The 17,225-nt window shown below is 72.0% G+C and carries 14 protein-coding genes; 8 read left to right on the top strand and 6 right to left on the bottom strand.

Going from position 1 to position 17,225, the window contains the following annotated elements; all coding sequences use genetic code 11:
- Positions 1 to 2 precede the first annotated feature (2 nt).
- Both AC3EO7_RS09965 and AC3EO7_RS09960 read right to left on the bottom strand, forming a co-directional pair.
- On the bottom strand, positions 3 to 1,100 hold the full coding sequence (locus AC3EO7_RS09965; protein ID WP_431967739.1) for an ATP-binding protein: 1,098 nt from the start codon (positions 1,098 to 1,100) through the stop codon (positions 3 to 5).
- Positions 1,097 to 4,102 (bottom strand): DUF5691 domain-containing protein, encoded by a 3,006-nt coding sequence (locus AC3EO7_RS09960; protein ID WP_435591034.1) that lies wholly within the window; start codon positions 4,100 to 4,102, stop codon positions 1,097 to 1,099. The genes AC3EO7_RS09965 and AC3EO7_RS09960 overlap by 4 nt, the downstream gene beginning before the upstream one ends.
- A 453-nt stretch (positions 4,103 to 4,555) precedes the next feature.
- Here AC3EO7_RS09960 and AC3EO7_RS09955 point away from each other — a divergent pair, with 453 nt between their 5' ends.
- The 4 genes from AC3EO7_RS09955 to AC3EO7_RS09940 are packed head-to-tail and all read left to right on the top strand — an operon-like array spanning position 4,556 to position 8,205.
- On the top strand, positions 4,556 to 6,988 hold the full coding sequence (locus AC3EO7_RS09955) for an AAA family ATPase (protein ID WP_488186263.1): 2,433 nt from the start codon (positions 4,556 to 4,558) through the stop codon (positions 6,986 to 6,988).
- Positions 6,985 to 7,458 (top strand): hypothetical protein, encoded by a 474-nt coding sequence (locus AC3EO7_RS09950; RefSeq protein ID WP_431967745.1) that lies wholly within the window; start codon positions 6,985 to 6,987, stop codon positions 7,456 to 7,458. Before AC3EO7_RS09955 ends, AC3EO7_RS09950 begins: the two co-directional genes overlap by 4 nt.
- 22 nt (positions 7,459 to 7,480) lie before the next feature.
- The gene (locus AC3EO7_RS09945; protein ID WP_435591033.1) at positions 7,481 to 7,870 is read left to right on the top strand and encodes a YchJ family protein; all 390 of its coding nucleotides are present in this window, start codon (positions 7,481 to 7,483) and stop codon (positions 7,868 to 7,870) included.
- A 44-nt stretch (positions 7,871 to 7,914) separates the two neighbouring features.
- Positions 7,915 to 8,205, top strand: coding sequence for an Rdx family protein (locus AC3EO7_RS09940; protein WP_431967749.1), 291 nt, complete (start codon positions 7,915 to 7,917; stop codon positions 8,203 to 8,205).
- Positions 8,206 to 8,217: 12 nt separating this feature from the next.
- Here the strand turns inward: AC3EO7_RS09940 and AC3EO7_RS09935 are convergent, their stop codons facing one another.
- Entirely contained in the window at positions 8,218 to 8,442 is a 225-nt protein-coding gene (locus tag AC3EO7_RS09935) for an FmdB family zinc ribbon protein (protein WP_357453088.1), read from the bottom strand.
- A 153-nt stretch (positions 8,443 to 8,595) separates the two neighbouring features.
- On the opposite strand from AC3EO7_RS09935, the gene AC3EO7_RS09930 reads away from it, so the two are divergent.
- Positions 8,596 to 10,167: a carboxylesterase/lipase family protein gene (locus AC3EO7_RS09930; RefSeq protein ID WP_435591032.1), complete on the top strand. Its 1,572-nt coding sequence runs from the start codon at positions 8,596 to 8,598 to the stop codon at positions 10,165 to 10,167.
- A 7-nt stretch (positions 10,168 to 10,174) separates the two neighbouring features.
- On the opposite strand, the gene AC3EO7_RS09925 is transcribed toward AC3EO7_RS09930, so the two are convergent.
- From AC3EO7_RS09925 to AC3EO7_RS09915, 3 genes are all read right to left on the bottom strand, one after another.
- Positions 10,175 to 11,488 carry a cytochrome P450 gene (locus tag AC3EO7_RS09925; RefSeq protein WP_435591031.1) on the bottom strand — a complete coding sequence of 438 codons (1,314 nt, stop codon included), beginning with the start codon at positions 11,486 to 11,488 and terminating at the stop codon, positions 10,175 to 10,177.
- Between the two features lie 138 nt (positions 11,489 to 11,626).
- The gene (locus AC3EO7_RS09920; RefSeq protein ID WP_431967756.1) at positions 11,627 to 12,349 is read right to left on the bottom strand and encodes a TIGR03089 family protein; all 723 of its coding nucleotides are present in this window, start codon (positions 12,347 to 12,349) and stop codon (positions 11,627 to 11,629) included.
- 15 nt (positions 12,350 to 12,364) lie between these two features.
- Complete coding sequence (locus AC3EO7_RS09915; RefSeq protein ID WP_435591030.1) at positions 12,365 to 13,843, bottom strand: LCP family protein; 1,479 nt, start codon at positions 13,841 to 13,843, stop codon at positions 12,365 to 12,367.
- A 164-nt stretch (positions 13,844 to 14,007) separates the two neighbouring features.
- On the opposite strand from AC3EO7_RS09915, the gene rfbD reads away from it, so the two are divergent.
- The 3 genes from rfbD to manB all read left to right on the top strand — a co-directional run bounded on the left by rfbD (position 14,008) and on the right by manB (position 17,204).
- Positions 14,008 to 14,871, top strand: a complete 864-nt coding sequence (gene rfbD, locus AC3EO7_RS09910) for a dTDP-4-dehydrorhamnose reductase (protein ID WP_431967757.1) — start codon at positions 14,008 to 14,010, stop codon at positions 14,869 to 14,871.
- 222 nt (positions 14,872 to 15,093) lie between these two features.
- Positions 15,094 to 15,999 carry a glycosyltransferase family 2 protein gene (locus tag AC3EO7_RS09905; RefSeq protein WP_431967759.1) on the top strand — a complete coding sequence of 302 codons (906 nt, stop codon included), beginning with the start codon at positions 15,094 to 15,096 and terminating at the stop codon, positions 15,997 to 15,999.
- 125 nt (positions 16,000 to 16,124) lie between these two features.
- Positions 16,125 to 17,204: a mannose-1-phosphate guanylyltransferase gene (gene manB / locus AC3EO7_RS09900; RefSeq protein WP_431967761.1), complete on the top strand. Its 1,080-nt coding sequence runs from the start codon at positions 16,125 to 16,127 to the stop codon at positions 17,202 to 17,204.
- Positions 17,205 to 17,225: the final 21 nt, after the last annotated feature.

The raw sequence follows: 17,225 nt of genomic DNA, 5'->3' as shown, positions 1-17,225 counted from the left end.
CCCTAGCCGGTGACCTCGCGGCACGCCCGGTAGAAGTCGGCCCAGTCGGGACGTTCGCGGACAACGGCTTCCAGGTACTCCGTCCACACCGCGGCATCGGCCACCGGGTCCTTGACCACCGCGCCGAGCAGCGCGCCCGCGATGTCGCCGGCGCGCAGCACCCCGTCGCCGAAGTGCGCGGACAGCGCGATCCCGTTGGTCAGCACCGAGATCGCCTCCGCGGTGGACAGCGTTCCGGACGGCGACTTGAGCTTGGTGCGGTTGTCGGCCGTCATGCCGGAACGCAATTCGCGGAAGACCCGCACCACGCGGCGCACCTCCGCCGCGGCCGCGGGCACCTCGGGCAGTTCCAGCGCCGCGCCGAGCTGAGCGACCCGGCGGGTCACGATGGCCACCTCGTCCTCCTCGTCGGCGGGCAGCGGCAGCACCACCGTGTTGAAGCGGCGGCGCAGCGCGGAGGACAGCTCGTGCACGCCGCGGTCGCGGTCGTTGGCGGTGGCGATCACGTTGAAGCCCTTGGCCGCCTGCACCTCGCGGCCGAGTTCCGGTATCGGCAGGGTCTTCTCGGACAGCACGGTGATCAGCGCGTCCTGCACATCGGACGGGATGCGGGTGAGTTCCTCGATCCTGGCCAGCGCGCCGGTGCGCATCGCGGTCAGCACCGGCGAGGGCACAAGGGCGGCCTCGCTCGGGCCCTCCGCGAGCAGCCTGGCGTAGTTCCAGCCGTAGCGGATGGCCTCTTCCGCGGTGCCCGAGGTGCCCTGCACCAGCAGCGTGGACGAACCGGAGATGGCGGCCGAGAGATGTTCGGAAACCCAGGTTTTGGCGGTGCCGGGCACGCCGAGCAACAGCAGCGCGCGATCGGTGGCCAGGGTGGCGACCGCGACCTCGATGAGGCGGCGCGGGCCGACGTACTTCGGGGTGATCACGGTGCCGTCATCGAGCGTGCCGCCGAGCAGATAGGTGACCACCGCCCAGGGCGAGAGCCGCCAGGAGGGCGGGCGCGGGCGGTCGTCGGCGGCGGCCAGCGCGCGCAATTCCTCGGCGTAGGCCTGTTCGGCGTGCGGGCGCAGCAGGGCGCTGGCGTCGGTGCTGGTCACGGCAACTCCTCGAGCATGTCCGAGCGGTGGGTGAGGTCGGTGGCGAGCTGGTCGAAGGCGCGGGCCCAGGCCACATCGTCGCAGCGCTGGGCGATCGTGGCGACGGCGGCCGCCGCGTCGACGGGCAGGTGCACCGATGCCGCGGTGAGCAGGGATCGGTGCGCGGCGGGGCCCGTTCCGTGCCCGCCCGCGCGCTGGGCGGCGATCCTGGCGCGTTCGAACAGCAGCAGGATCACGTGTTGCGCCATGGGCTGCGGCCACGGGTGCGGCACGGCGGGCAGCAGCGCCTCCAGCTCGGAGAGCCAGGCGCCGTCGAGGCGAAGCAGGTGCCGGACGCGCTCGTCCACCGGCAGTAAGGCGAACAGCTCGCGGCGGCGCAGCAGCGCGGTGTCGGAGGGCACGCCGTTGGCGAACAGCGCCGCGGCCCAGGACGGATCCCGTTGCGCCAGTGCGGCATCCACCCAGCCGTCGAACAGCGGCTGGCGGAACCGCTCGTCCACCGTGACGCGCACCGCTCGCTCGGGTGCGCCGAGCACGGCCGTCCAGTGCCGCAGCGGCGTCGCGGCGACCAGCTGGCGCAGGCGGCCCGCGGTGACGTCGGGGACTCCGTTCCAGCGGTAGCTGAATTCGACGGCGCGATCGGTGATGCCGTCGCGGCGCACGTCGGCGTCGAGCGGGTCGGGCAACGCGATCCGCAGCGCCGCCCCGTCGGCCTCGACGACGATCCAGTCGGCCGCGCGGCGCAGCATGCGGTGTGCGAAGGACGAATCGGGAAGCAGCGCGAGCAGTCCGGCGGCGGTCCGGCGCACCTCGGCGCGGCGGTCGTCCAACGCCGTCTCCAGCAGCGGCTCGTCGGCCGCCGCGATGCCGTCGCCGAGGACCGCGAGCAGCTCGGCCCTGGCCTGGCCGGTTTCCGTGCCCCAGGTGGCGGCCAGGGCGGCCCGCGCGGCGTCGGCGTCGCGGGCGCGCAGCCGGGCGAGCCAGGCGCGTCGTTGCGGTGCGGCGCCGTAGCGCCAGATCTCGTCGGCTTCGGTGTCGAAGACGAACTCCGACAGCAGTTCCCGCCATTCCGGATGCCACTGCGCGAGCCATCGGCCGCGTGCGCCCGCCAGCCGAAGCAGCGGTTCGCGCAGTGCGGACTGCGCGCTCGCCGCGTCCAACAGCTCTGCGGCCAGCGCATCGGGCGCGCGGAAATCGTGCGGTTCGGCGGCCGCGAACCATTCGGGCAGGAAACGGGACCGGTCGCGCAGCAGGTCGGCCAGTCGCCGCGCGGCGGCGCGGGGCAGCAGCGCGCGATCGTCGTCGGGCGCGGGCGGTGGCGCGGCGGCATCCCGCGGTGCGACCCCGCCGCGCGCGAAAGTGTCTCGTAGCGCGGCGGATTCGAGAAGTAGAAAGGCCGGGTCGGTGCGCAGGCGAGCGGCGACGGCTGCGGCGGGCGCGGGCAGCAGGGCGGGGTCGAAGGCTCGGCGGGCGGTGCCGAGCAGCGCCGTCGAGATCAGGTCGTCGGTCTCGGCGCTCGGCGCGGGGGAGTCCCGGTGCGGCGCGGGCTCGCTCTCCACGTCGATCATCTCGCCCACCGCGAACGCCGAGAGCGGGACGAGTCCATCCGCCGTCCACTCGCCCAGCACCGTGACGGGATGCCCGCCGGAGACCGCAGAGAGCGTCCACGGTTGTTCCGCAGGGGCCAGCGGCAGCGCCGCGCCCTGCGCGTCGACCACCCGCCAGCCCGCGTCCGTGATCACCGGAACCACGTCGCGCAGCAGCACCGGCCACGACCGCACCCACGGGTCGGCACCGAGCGCCGCCGCATGCGCGTCGAGCGCCTCGCGGACGGCGCCGCCTGCCGCTCCGGAACGGCTGCCTTTCGTCCCGATCGCTGCGGCACGCGCACGGGAGTCTCGTTCGCCGATGCGAGCGGCGTCGAGGGATGCGGTCGCCTCTTTCGCCGCGACAGTCGGGGCCAGGGATGTGGCCACCTCTTTCGCTGTGGGGGCGGCGGCCGTCGGGGCCGCGGGCAGGGTGGTGAAGGGTTCGTCGATTCCGTGGCGCTCGCCCCAGAGCGCACGCAGGGGCGCCGCGCCTGGGTAGTAGTGCAGGTCCGCTTCGGCCATGCTCCCGAGGACGGGCGCGGTGGCCGGAAAGGCGGGTGCGCCGAAGGCGTGGTCGACGAGCAGCGCCCAACGGTGCGTCCGGCGGCCGTAGAGCCAGGTGCGGCGGGTGTAGAGCCGCTCGTCCTCGGTGCTGCGCACGCCGAGGGTCATCCACTGATCGCGGACGGCCGGTTCGGCGCGCACCGATTCGGCTGGGCTGGGATAGCCGACGTGGGTGCGGACGCTGGCGCGCAGCGCGGGCGGCAGGTCGTCGATGCGGCGGTGCGCCGCCACCAACAGGTGCAGCCTGGCGTATTCGCGCAGCACCGGTTCTGGCCAGTCGGCGCGGGTCGCCATGATCAGCGGCAGCCTGCGTAGTGCGCCCGCGACGCCGGGGGCCTGCGCGTCCACCATGCGCGCGGCGATCGCCTCGAACGCGTGGTAGGAGCGATCGGCCTGGGCGAGGCCGGTGCGCACCTGGTCGCCGAGCCAGATGTCGAGTTCCTCCAGTCCGGCGGTGACGCGCACTCGCCGCTGCTCCGCGGTGGCGGGGTTGGCCGTGCGCGCCGTCGCTGGCGTCGCGGGGCGGGCCGCGGGGGCGGCCAGCCATTCCGCCGCGAACTCCGCGACCTCGGCCGACGGCGCGACAGCGCCCTGGGACCAGAGCAGCAGCAGCGAGAGCGCGTGTTTGCACGGCGACTTGCGGCTCGGGCAGGTGCACGTATACGCGGGGCCGGAGAGATCGACGATCGTCGCGTACGGCTCGGGACCGCTGCCCCGGCACCGGCCCCACACGGCCTCGTCGCGGTACCCGGTCTCGCGCCAGCGGTCCGCGAGGCCGCGCGCCGCCGCGAGCGAGCTCGCGTCCGGCGCGAGCGCGCCGACCCGTTCCTCGGGCCACGGTGCGTTCATCGGGTGGCGTCCGAACGTCCGTGCGTCATTCTCGTCTCCCCTGATCCTCTTGTTCGGATTTCTACCCCAGCCCACCGACAGCTCCGCAGGTACCCACGGCTTTCAGCCCGAAAACGCTGTGCGGGCGACGGATTCGCGCACCGATTCGTCTTGCGCCGAATTCTGTTGTCTGGCATCCTGTTCTGTTCGGCTCCGACCGGGCCACCCACACCGGGTGAGACACCATCGAGCTGCCCGCCGGGGTTGGGCCGAGGGGTGGACATCGAGTCGCGGCCCAGCCGGCTCGATGGCCATATCCATCCCCGCGGGCAGGTTCGCATCTCCTTCCTCTCGTCCACCGCCGGTGGGCGGATGCGGCTCGATCGGGTAGCGTTTCGCTCAGCTTTCGACGGTGACACCGCGCGCGAATGTCGGGAGGGGCGCGCCGCGGTGCGGTGTGTAGGGGGTTTCAACGTGTGCCCGGAGCCCGCGGTCGACATGACGGCGGAGACCGTACCGCGCCTGACCGACGTGGTCGCGCGACGGTTGAACGAGGACCCGGCGGTCACTCCCGACGTGGCGCATGCCGTGCTGCGCGCGCTGGGCGCCATCGATTCCCGCCTCCGGGCAACCGAATTCGACGACTCCGGCATCTTCCTGCGCGCGATCCGAGTGCGCGGCTTCCGCGGCATCGGCCCCGAGGTGACGTTGCGCGTGCCGCCCGGCCCCGGCCTGACCCTGGTGGTCGGGCGCAACGGCAGCGGCAAGTCCAGCTTCGCCGAGGCCGCCGAACTGGCGCTGACCGGCGGCAACCGCCGCTGGGAGGGCCGCTCGGCCGCGTGGCGCGAGGGCTGGCGCAACCTGCACGACGGCGATATCGCCCGCATCGAACTGGAGTTGCTCACCGGCGGAGCCGATCCCGAGCTGACCATCGCCAAGGAGTGGTCGCCGAAGGACGAACTCACCGAGGCGCGCTGGACCGAGCGGCGCAAGGACGGCGCACCGGCGGATTTCGACGCGGGACGGTGGGCATCGGTGCTCGAGCTGTACCGCCCGTTCCTGTCCTACAGCGAGCTGGGCACCCTGGTCGACGGCAAGCCGAGCGACCTGTTCGACGCGCTGCACCAGCTGCTCGGCCTCGACGAACTCACCCTGGCGCAGGAACGGATTCGCGCGCGCAGGCTCGAATTGGAGCGCGCCGCACGGGATTCCCGGCAGGAGCGGCTCGACCTGCTCGCGGCCATGGAGACGCTGGCCGACGACCGCGCGGTACGAATGGCCACCCTGCTGCGCCCCGCGCAACCCGACCTCACCGCGGTCGGCCGCGACATGCTGGGCGGCGCCGACGGCGGCGACGGCCCGGCGGGGCTGCGCGCCATCGTGCGGCTCGCGCTGCCCACCGAGGCCCAAGTGGACGCGGTCGCCACCCGGCTGGAGTCCTGCGCGGCCGCACTGGCGCGGGATTCCACCGCCGACGCCGAGGCCGACCTGCGGGTACTGGAACTGCTGCGCCGCGCCCGCGAACACGCTGCGGCGAACGGGGATTGCGCCTGTCCGGTCTGTGGGCGGGGCAGGCTGGACGCGGAGTGGGCCCGCGGCGCGGACGCCTCGATCGCGCGGCTGAGCGCCCGGGTCGACGCGCTCACCACCGCCCGTGACGAGCTACGCAACGCGGTGCGCGCCGCGCGGGCGCTGCCCGACCACGTACCGCCCGAACTGGACTTCGATCCGCGCAATCCGCCCACCGTCGACACCACCGCGGTGCGCGCGGCCTGGATGGAGTGGGCCGCGCTGAGCCACGCGGAGTACTCCCAGGAACTGCCGGATCGGTTGCGCTGGGCGCACACTCGGCTCGTCGACGAGCTCGAGCTGGTCCAGCAGGGCACCCGCAAGGAGCTCGACCGGCTCGACGAGGTGTGGGCCCCGCTGGTGCCGCGGATCGCCGCCTGGCTGGAGGGTGCGCGCGAAGCGGCCCTGCGGGCGGGCGAGCTGCGCACACTGAAACGCGCCGAGGATTGGCTGAAATCGGCGACGGCGGGTCTGCGCGACGAGCGCATGGCCCCGTTGGAGACCACCGCGCGCTGGGTCTGGCGCACCCTGCGCCAGCAGAGCAATGTGGAACTCGGCGCGATTCGCTTGCAGGGCAACGCGGGCACCGCGCGCCGGGTGCTGCTCGACGTCACCGTCGACGAGGTGGACGGCGCGGCGCTCGGCGTGATGAGCCAGGGCGAGCTGCACGCGCTCGGCCTCTCGCTGTTCCTGCCGCGGGCGACGGTGGAGGAGAGCCCGTTTCGCTTCGTGATGATCGACGACCCGGTGCAGGCCATGGACCCGGCGAAGGTGGACGGGCTGGCCAGGGTGCTCGCGTTCGTCGCGTGGACGCGGCAGGTCGTGGTGTTCACCCACGACGAGCGGTTGGCCGAGGCGGTGCGCCGGATGCAGCTGGATGCCTGCGTGCTGGAGGTGCAGCGGCGCGAACGGTCCGTGATCGAGGTGCGCACGTCGAGCGATCCGGTGCGGCGCTACCTGGACGACGCGCGGTCGCTGGTGCGTACCCCGCAGCTACCGGAGGCGATCGCGGACGAGCTCGTCGCGACCTGCTGCCGGTCGGCGGTGGAGGCGGCCAGCCTGGCCAGGGCGCGGCGCGAGCTGTTGGCGCGCGGCATGAACCATCGCGAGGTGGAGCGGCACATCGAGGGCGCGCAGACCACGAGGGCGATGGTGGCGCTTGCGGTGATGGGCGTGCAGTACAACGTCGACAACCTCAACAAACACCTTGCGCGAGAAGGCAGATGGCTGGTCGGCGCGTTGCGCGACGTGACGGCGGGCGCGCACGTGCCCATCGATCGCGGCATGCGGGAGCTGATCGCGAACACCGAGCGGTTCATCGCCTGGATGGGCCGGTGACCGGGTCGCGCGGACCGCGGCGTCGTCCGCCCGGCCGGCCGCGCGGAGCCAAGCAGAATGCGCCGCGCCCGACGGTCGCCGAGCGGCTCGACGCGGTGGACCGGCTGCTGGACGGCGAGGTGACCGCGGCGGGCGGGGTGTGGTCGCGGGCGACGGCCTGGATTCTGCGGCTGGCCCTCGAACAGGCGGTGGACGAATTGTGGGTGCGCCTCGCGCCGGAGCTGGTGCGTTGCCCGATGCGCGCCCAACTGCTCGCGCTGCGCGTCTACGCCGGACCGGAGACCGGCGCGCAGGTGGCCGCGGTGTGGGCGGCGCTCTCCCGGGCCGCTCACCATCACGATTACGAACTCGCGCCGAGCGTCACCGAACTGCGGCGCTGGCGCGAGCAGACCGCCGCCGTCGCGGGCGTGCTGGCCAGGGTCGGCCGCGGGGATTCGGTGTGGGTGCGCACCGAGATCGTCCCGGAGTGACCGGGCGGGGGAGAATCCGGGCATGGATGAGTCGCAGCCGTGTCCGTGTCGTCGCGGGGAGTCGTTCGGGGAGTGTTGCGGTCCGGCGCTGTCGGGCGTGCGGCCCGCGGCGACGGCGGAGGCGTTGATGCGGTCGCGCTACACCGCGTTCGCCGTCGGCGACGTCGATTATCTGCGGCGGTCCTGGCATTCGCGGACCAGACCGCGGCGGCTCGAGCTGGAATCCGACCAGCGGTGGCTGTTCCTCGAGATCGTGCGCACCGAGCGCGGCGGGCCGTTCGACGACACGGGGACCGTGGAGTTCGTCGCGCACTACCGCGCCGAGGGCGGACGCGGCTCGATGCACGAGGTCAGCCGGTTCGTTCGGGAGAACGGCGCGTGGGTCTACCTCGACGGTGTCGTCGAGCCGTGAGCACGGAGCGCGCTCGTGGCCGTGCTTCGGTAGCGTCGACTGCTATGCCACGTGTCGCGATCGAGTACTGCACCCAATGCCGCTGGCTGCTGCGGGCGAGCTGGATGGCGCAGGAACTGCTGAGCACCTTCGCCACCGAACTGGGCGAGGTCGCGCTGATCCCGGGCACGGGCGGGGTGTTCCGGATCACCGTCGACGGCGATCAGGTGTGGGAGCGCAAGGCCGACGGCGGGTTTCCCGACATCGCCGTGCTCAAGCAGCGGGTGCGCGACCGGGTCGCGCCGGACCGTGACCTCGGCCACGCCGACCGGCGCGAGGGCGAGCGCACCGACTGAGCCGCGGGCGGGTCAGCCGCAGCAACCGCCGCCGCAGCAGCCGCCACCGCTCGGCGGGGGCGTCGGAGCCTGCGGTGCGCCGCCGCCACCACGGCCGACGGTGGCGAACGTGGTCAGCAATTTCACCGTGTCGTCGTGGCCCTGCGGGCAGGCGGCCGGGTCCGACGACTGGGCCATGGGGCGGTTCACCTCGAAGGTGTCACCGCAGCTGCGGCAGCGGAAGCTGTAGTTCGGCACCGGCCAAGGGTAGCGCCCTGATCACGGTTGATGCGTCCTACCGGTGGCGCCCGCGAAATCGCACGTACTCTCGAAAAGAGATCACGACGTGCGGACCCGGGGTGTGGCAAACCCTGAGCGCACCGACGGGTCGCGGGCAGGAGGTGCGGGACGATGAGCACTCGGTTCGAGATCGAACGGGACTGGGATGCGGACGGCGCCGGGCCCATAGTCCAGACCACTTCCGGCCGGGTGCGCGGATTCCTGGACGGACCGATCGCCGCATGGCGCGGCATTCCCTATGGCGCGCCGGTCACCGGGACGCGGCGTTTCCGGCCGCCGACCCCGCCGGAGCCGTGGGACGGCGTGCGTGACTGCCTGACGTTCGGCGCGATCGCCCCGCAGACGATGGGCGCCATGGTGCCGGTCGATTCGGAACTGCGGATGGGCGAGGACTGTCTCTGGCTGAACGTCTGGGCGCCCAGCAGTCACGAGCAGGAGCCGCGTCCGGTCATGGTCTGGCTGCACGGCGGCGCCTACTGCCTCGGCACCGCGGCCCAGCGCATCTACGACGGTCGCAAGCTCGCCGAGACCGGCGACGTCGTCGTGGTCGGCGTCAACTACCGGCTCGGCGCGCTGGGATTCCTCGACCTGTCCTCGCTGTTCCGCGGGTTCACGCCGAATCTCGGACTGCACGATCAACTCGCGGCGCTCGAGTGGGTGCGCGACAACATCGCGCGGTTCGGCGGCGATCCGGACAACGTCACCTTGTTCGGCGAGTCCTCCGGCGCCGGATGCGTGACGGCCCTGCTCACCGCGCCGCGGGCGGCGGGGCTGTTCCACCGCGCCATCGCCCAGAGCCCGACCGCCACAACTGTCTTCGGCCAGGAGCGCGCCGCGATCGTGGCGCGGCGCTACCTGGAGCTGCTGGAGATGTCCCCGACGCAGGCCCTCGACCTGATCGACTTGCCCATCGAACGGGTGGTGCAGGTGGCCGGGGTGCTGTTCGACGAGATTCCGCTCAAGGAGCCGGGGCGTCTGGCCGCGGCGCCGGTGGTGGACGGTGACCTGCTACCGGGTTATCCGATCGACCTGTTCCAACGGGGCCGTTCCCATCAGGTGCCGCTCATCGTCGGCACGAACAAGGACGAGGCCTCGCTGTTCCGGCTGTTCCGCTCGCCGATCATGCCGGTCACGCCGGACGCAGTGAACATCATGCTGCGCGACGCGGCGGCCAACCATCCGGGTCTGTCGGCCGAGCGGATCGCCGAGATCACCTCGGCCTACCCCGATCTGGCCAAGACCCGCGGCGCGCTGGCCATGTCCACCGACGCGGCGTTCCGGATGCCCGCGCACTGGGTGGCCGACGCGCACGCGGCCCATTCGATGACCTGGGCCTACCGCTTCGACCACGCCACCCCGATGCTGCGCGCGGCCCGCGTCGGCGCCGGGCACGCCACCGAATTGCCGTATGTTTTCGGCAATTTCGGCACCTTCAACCACGACCCCACGTTCTGGCTCGGCGGTCGCAAGCAGGCGACGGAGGTGTCCGGGCGGATGATGCGCCGCTGGCTGGCCTTCGCCAGGCACGGCGTGCCCGCCGCGCTGGACGGTTCCAAGCACTGGCCGCCCTACCGGTCGTCGACGCGCACCACGTTGCTCATCGACGCCGCCGACCGCGTCGTCGACAATCCCGACCGCGACCAGCACACCGCGTGGGGCGACCAAGCCGTCGGCTTCAGCTGAGCCGGGTTCAGACCGAGCTGGGTTCGGGCGCCTCGGCCTCCGCGCGACGGCCGAGGCGCACGGGCATGCGCTCGTAGCCGTGCAGCGTGAACAGCTCCCTGCGCTGCGGCGGGCCGTCCAGGCGCAGATCGGGGAACCGCTCGAACAGCGCGCGCAGCGCGTAGACGCCTTCCATGCGGGCCAGGCTCGCGCCGAGGCACGCGTGGATGCCGTTGCTGAAGGAGAGGTGATCCTTGGCGTTCGGGCGGGCCACGTCGAAGCGGTCCGGTTCGGAGAAAGTCTTCGGGTCGCGGTTGGCGCCCGCCAGCGACAACACCACGGTGTGGCCCTTGCGCAGCTGCTGGCCGTCGAGCTCGATGTCGGTCAGCGCCGTGCGCGCGGTGGTCTGCACCGGGGAGTCGATGCGCAGCACTTCCTCGATCGCGTTCGGCCACAGCTCCGGTTCGGCGCGCAGCCGGTCCAGCTGGTCGGGGTGGGTGAGCAGCTGCACGACGCCGTTGCCGATGAGGTTGACCGTGGTCTCGAAACCCGCGCCCATCAGCAGGCTCGCGGTGGCCTTCAGCGCGTAGTCGTCCAGGTCGCCCGCGGTGACCAGGGTGCTCATGATGTCGTCGCCGGGTTCGCGGCGCAGCCGGGCGATGTGACCGTCGAAGTAGTCGTTCATCACCTCCATCGCCTTCATGGCGCGGAGGTGCGCGCGCCATGGGATGCCGACATCGAGCAGCGGGGTCAGCTGGTCGCCCCAGGCGAGGAAGCGGGCGCGATCCGCATCGGGGAAGCCGAGCATTTCGGAGATGATCGCGATCGGCACCTGGGAGGCGAACGAGGCGACCAGGTCCGCGGATCCGCCGGACGGCAGCGCGTCGAGCAGCTCCTCGGTGACCGTCTCGACCCGCTCACGCAGTTTGGCGATGGCGCGCGGGGTGAACGCCGAGGCCACGGGCTTGCGCATGGCCGTGTGGTCGGGCGGATCGATCACCAGCATGGAGGGCGGCTCGACCGGGTTGGGCGGCATCGGCGAGCGGTCCGCGAGCAGTTGCATGGGTTTGGGGATGTCGAAGCTCTCGGTGTTGCGCACACCGAAGCGGGTGTCCCGCAGAATGGTTCGGCACAGCTCATGGTCGAAGGTGGCCCAGGACAGCGAGGTGCGCATGATCCTGCCGCGCCCGCGCATCTCCTCGATCAGCGGATACGGATCGGCGATCCCGTCCGGCCCGCCCATCAGCCGCGCGAACGGATCACCACGGCGCGCCTGGGTACGCAAGACCAGCCTCGGCAAGCCTTGCTGCGACAACCAACGAACCCAATACTGCGGCTTCATATCCCACCAACCCCATCGTTGTGCGATACCTCCACCGTACGGACTTCGCCCCAGTTCTGGAACGTCCTCCGGTCGGATGCGTTCTCCTACCGGAGTAGGAGAACGCTCCCGCGCCGCCCGACGGCGACGACCGCGACGTCAGCCGACCTGTGCGGTGACGCGTTCGGATTCGATGCGGCGCTGGCGCTGGTCGGGGTCGGGGTTGACGACCTGGACGAGGGAGGCGCCCGCGGCGAGGACGGCGACGAAACCGTTGATCAGTTCGTCGGGGGTCTCCCACGGTGCGCTCGACAGCACCCGGTCGCCCTCCGCGAAACCTTGGCGCATGGCCGACTTCCGCGCGGCGGCGAGCACCTCGGCGACCGGCATGCCGTCCAGCGCGACGCCCGCGCCGCGCGGGAAGAACTGGTCGCCGTGCACGCGCACCGCGGTGGCGAAATCGGTGATGCCGACCGGCAGGTCCCTGATCGGAGCGCCGAGCGGATCCAGCGACAGCGCGGCGACCTCGGCGACGCCGTCGGCGTCATCGATGCGGTCGGCCGTCACCAGCGCCAGGTCGGCGTCGGGATCGGGACTCAGCACCACCTCGGTGCCCGCCCACCAGCAGCCCAGCAGCACGGCGGCGGTCTGCCAGTGCGCGGGGAGCAGCACCGCGACTCGCGCGCCGGGGCTCAGGCCGAATTCGTCCCGGAGCAGGTTGGCCGTCTTGGCGGCCCAGTTCGCCACCGTCAGCCCGGACAGCTCGATCCGGGCGCCGGTGGCGTCGTCGTAGTAGGTGACACGCGGGCCCGCGGGTTCGCGGGCGAGGATCGGGTCGAGCACCGCCTCGGTGAGAGTCAGTGCCTGGTTCTTGTCACGCATCAGTGGCTTCACGATTCAGTTCACGCATTTCGGTCCATTCTGGCCTGCGTCGATCGGTGGGGCGGGCGGAACCGGCGTCGCGGATGTCGACGTTCCGGAGAGGTCGAACATGGTGCTCGCGGCCGAGCCCGGCCCAGAATAGTCGCTCGCCAGCACGACGCTCACCGAGTCCGGCGACATCGACGGGTCCGCGACCACCGTGAGCTTGCCGAGGGCTTCGGCGACAGCCTTGGCCTTCGGATCCGCGGTGTCCGCCGCGAGCACCCGGCTGCCGGTGACACTCCCACCGGAATAGTTGCCCACCCGGCCCGCCTGGAAACCCTTGGCCGCCAAGGCTTGCGACACTTGAGCCGCCAGCCCGCCGACGCCGCCCGCGTTGAGCACGTTCACGGTGACCGTCGCCGGGTCCGCCGCGGGCGCCGAGACCTCCTCGGCCTCGGCCTGCTCGCCGACCAGCGAGGCCACATAGGACTTGACCGCCTTGGGATCCACCCGCACCACCGACTCGCCGTCGCTGGTCGTGCCGTTGAGATCGGTCACCGGGATGGTCTCGAACTGCACCTGACCGCCGGAGAGATCCTGGAGCTGCTGGAGGAAGGCCACCACGTCCCAGTCCTCGTCGAGCACCACGGTGCGTCCCACCGCCTCGCTGAGGTGGCTCAGGCGCGCCGGATTGGCGAGCATCTTCGCGCTGAGCATCTGACCGACCAGCTGGGCCATGAACACCTGCTGGCGCACGATCCGGTCCAGGTCGCCGCGCTGCAGGTCGTGGCGCTGACGCACGAAGCTCAGCGCCCGGGGCCCGTCCAGCCGCTGGCGGCCCGCCGGGAATTCCGCGCCCGACATCCACTCGTCGACCGGGTTGTTCAGGCACACCTCGACGCCGCCGACCGCGTCGGTGAGCAGCACGAAACCGAGCAGGCTGACCTCGGCGTAGTGGTCGACGGTGATGCCGGTGAGAGTGGCGACGGTCTTGATCAGCGCCTGCCGCCCCGCCTTGGTGGACTGCCGTTCGGCCTCGGCCTCCGGGACGCCCTGCTCGATCAGCTTCTCTCGCTCTGCCTCCTTGGTTACGCCGTACGCCGAATTGATCTTGCCCGTGCCGATGCCGGGAATGTCGACGTAGGAGTCGCGGGGCAGCGAGATGGCGGTCGCGGACCGGCCGTCGTTGGGCACCCGGACCAGCACGATGGTGTCGGTGTTGGTGCCCACCTCGTCGCCCGCGTGCAGCATGGCCCGTTCGGCGTTGGTGAGCGGATTGCCGTGCGCGTCGGTGCGACTGTCCACCCCGACCAGCAGGATGTCGACCGCGCCGTCGCGGCCGCCGCCGAGACCGAGGTCGCCGATGCGCTCGATGTTGGCGATCAGCGAATCGACGCTGTGCCAGGCGAAGCCGGTGATGACCAGCACCACGGCCGCCACGGCGGCGACGAAGGCGTGCAGCAGGCCCCACGAATCGGCGCCGGTGTCCGCGCCGGCGAGTCGCGACCGCACCGGTGTCCTCCTCCGCTGCAACTGCGCATCCTCTCGACAAGCCCCTGTATGCACCCCGACCGCCCCCGCGTCCGCCCGCCCCCGGAAGACGCCGCTCAAGGCTAACCAACGGTTACCCCGCGCGGCCGTACCCGCAGGTGTCACGGCGTGCCAGACTTGCGCCCGTGACCGCCGCCGTACCGCCCGCCGCCACCGCACGTCTCGTCGTCATCGGGGCCGCGGGCCAAGTCGGCAGGGAGTTGTTGCGCCTGGCCCCGAACGCCCGCGGTTACCGCCGCGCCGACCTCGACATCACCGACGCCGACGCCGTGCGCGCCGTGATCGCCCCCGGTGACGTGGTGCTCAACTGCGCCGCCTACACCGCGGTGGACAAGGCCGAGTCGGAACCCGATGCCGCGTTCGCGGGCAACGAGACCGGCCCGGCCGTGCTCGCCGCCGCCTGCGCGCGCGCCGATGCCCGGCTCATCCATCTCTCCACCGACTATGTCTTCCCGGGTACCCAGCGCGCGCCGTACGACACGGACGACCCCACCGGTCCGGCCACCGTGTACGGGCGATCCAAGCTCGCGGGGGAACGGGCCGTGCTGGATTCGGCTCCGCACGCGCACGTCGTGCGAACGGCCTGGGTGTATACCGGGCGCGACAACGATTTCGTGGCGACCATGCTGCGCCTGGAACGCGAGCGCGAGACCGTCGACGTGGTGGACGACCAGATCGGGTCGCCGACCTACGCCGCCGATCTCGCCGCGGGCCTGCTCGAGCTCGTCGCGCGGCCCGGCGCACCGCGGCTGCTGCACGCGACCAACGCCGGCGTGGCGAGCTGGTTCGACCTGGCGAGGGCGGTGTTCGAGGAGATCGGCGCCGATCCGGAGCGCGTGCGCCGATGCGATTCCACGGCGTTCCCGAGACCGGCTCGGCGCCCGTCCTATTCGGTGCTGTCGGACCGGTCCTGGGTGACGGCCGGTCTTGCGCCGCTGCGGGACTGGCGCAGCGCGCTGCACGACGCGCTGCGCGCGGTACGGGCCTGAATCCGGTGAGAAACGGTTGGCCCGTGGCCTTTTCGATCACCGCGTCGCGGCGTCCCCGCGAGCGGTGGAAGACCGATCGGTCTGGGGCCGGGTTCGCACCGGAGGACGCGCGGTCACGTCGTTCCGACTAGGCTTTCGGGTCGTGAGTGAGCGTAAGCGAGTGAACCATCGACACAGCGCGCCTGCGCGCACGACGCAGCCGAGCGTCAGCGAGGCGGAGTCGTGAGCGCTTCCGATTCCACGGCCCCGGGTGGCCTTGCCGTCGTCACGGTGACTTATTCACCCGGCGAGCACCTCGAGCACTTCATCACAACCCTCGCCCACGCCACCAGCGAGAAACCGCAGGTGATCCTGGCCGACAACGGGTCGGTCGACGGCGTGCCCGAGCTGGTGGCCGAGGCCAACTCGCACGTGCGGCTGCTGCGCACCGGCGGCAACATCGGATACGGCGGCGCGATCAATCGCGCCGTGGCCGAGATCGACCCGAGCATCGAATTCGTCGTCATCGCGAATCCCGACGTCCGCTGGGGCTCCGACTCCATCGACAAGCTGCTCGAGGCCGCCGAGCGCTGGCCGAGGGCGGGCGCGCTCGGGCCCATGGTGCTCGAGCCGGACGGCAGCGTGTACCCGTCGGCGCGGTCGGTGCCCGGCCTGCTGGACGGGGCGGGCCACGCCATCCTCGGCACCGTCTGGCCGGGCAACCCGTGGACCCGCCGCTACCGGCAGGAGAACGAGGAGATCTCCGAGCGCAACGTCGGCTGGCTGTCCGGCTCGTGCCTGCTGGTGCGCCGCGCCGCCTTCGACTCGATCGAGGGCTTCGACTCCCGCTACTTCATGTACATGGAGGACGTCGACTTCGGCGACCGCATGGGCAAGGCAGGCTGGCACAATGTGTTCGTGCCCACGGCCGAGGTCACCCACGCCAAGGGCCACGCCGCGGGGCGCCACCCCGAGGTGATGCTGCCCGCGCATCACGCCAGCGCGTACCGCTTCCAAGCCGACCGGCATCCGCACTGGTGGCAGGCCCCGCTGCGGCTCGCGTTGCGCGCCGGACTTGCGATTCGCTCCCGGATTGCGGTTCGATCTGCGCTGCGTGAGTTGGCCCGGGAGCGCGGCCGACAGGCGTAGGAGCACGGCCGACGAGCGCGGACCGCGGCCACCGGGCGTAGCTGCCACGGTGACGGCCGCGGGAAAGCGGTCGCCTCGGACCGGTGCCCGGCTCGGAACGATCCACTGTGAACAGGGGAACTTTGATGGCAGGACATCCAGGCACCGACGCCGTGATTCTGGTCGGCGGCCAGGGCACGCGGTTGCGCCCGCTGACCCTCTCGGCACCCAAGCCGATGCTGCCGACAGCGGGCCTGCCGTTTCTCACCCACCTGCTCGCGCGCATCGCCGAGGCCGGGATCTCCCACGTCGTGCTCGGCACCTCCTTCAAGGCGGAGGTGTTCGAGGAGCACTTCGGCGACGGCGCCGAGCTCGGCCTGGAGCTCGAGTACGTCACCGAGACCGAGCCGCTCGGCACCGGCGGCGGCATCCGCAACGTGCTGCCCAAGCTGCGCGCCGACAACGTCATGGTGTTCAACGGTGACGTGCTCGGCGGCACCGATCTCGGCGCGATCCTGGACACCCACGAGGCGACCAACGCCGACGTGACGCTGCACCTGGTACGCGTCTCCGATCCGCGCGCGTTCGGCTGCGTACCCACCGACGAGAACGGCCGGGTCACCGCGTTCCTGGAGAAGACCCAGGATCCGCCGACCGATCAGATCAACGCGGGCTGTTACGTCTTCCGCCGCGAATACATCGAGAAGATCCCCTCCGGGCGTCCGGTGTCGGTGGAGCGCGAGGTTTTCCCCGCGCTGCTCGCCGAGGGCGCGCGGGTGCAGGGCCACGTCGACTCGTCGTACTGGCGTGACATGGGCACCCCCGAGGACTTCGTGCGCGGCTCGGCCGATCTGGTCCGCGGCATCGCCCCCTCGCCCGCGCTGCCGGGCCAGCGCGGCGAATCGCTGGTCCACCCCGGCGCGGGCGTCGCACCCGGCGCGCTCCTCATCGGCGGCACCGTCGTCGGCCGCGGCGCGGAGATCGGCGCGGGCGCTCGCCTCGACGGCGCGGTGATCTTCGACGGCGCCATCGTCGAAGCGGGCGCGACCGTCGAACGCTCCATCATCGGCTTCGGCGCCCGTATCGGTCCCCGTGCCCTGGTCCGCGACGGCGTCATCGGCGACGGCGCGAACGTCGGCGCCCGCTGCGAACTCCTGCGCGGCGCCCGCGTCTGGCCCGGCGTCGAGATTCCGGACGGCGGCATCCGCTTCTCCACCGACGTCTGACGGCAATCCGTTCGCACAGAC

The organism is Nocardia sp. bgisy118 (genome assembly GCF_057708605.1).
The sequence above is the reverse complement of the archived record's forward strand: the minus strand, read 5'-3'. Positions and strand labels throughout refer to the sequence as shown.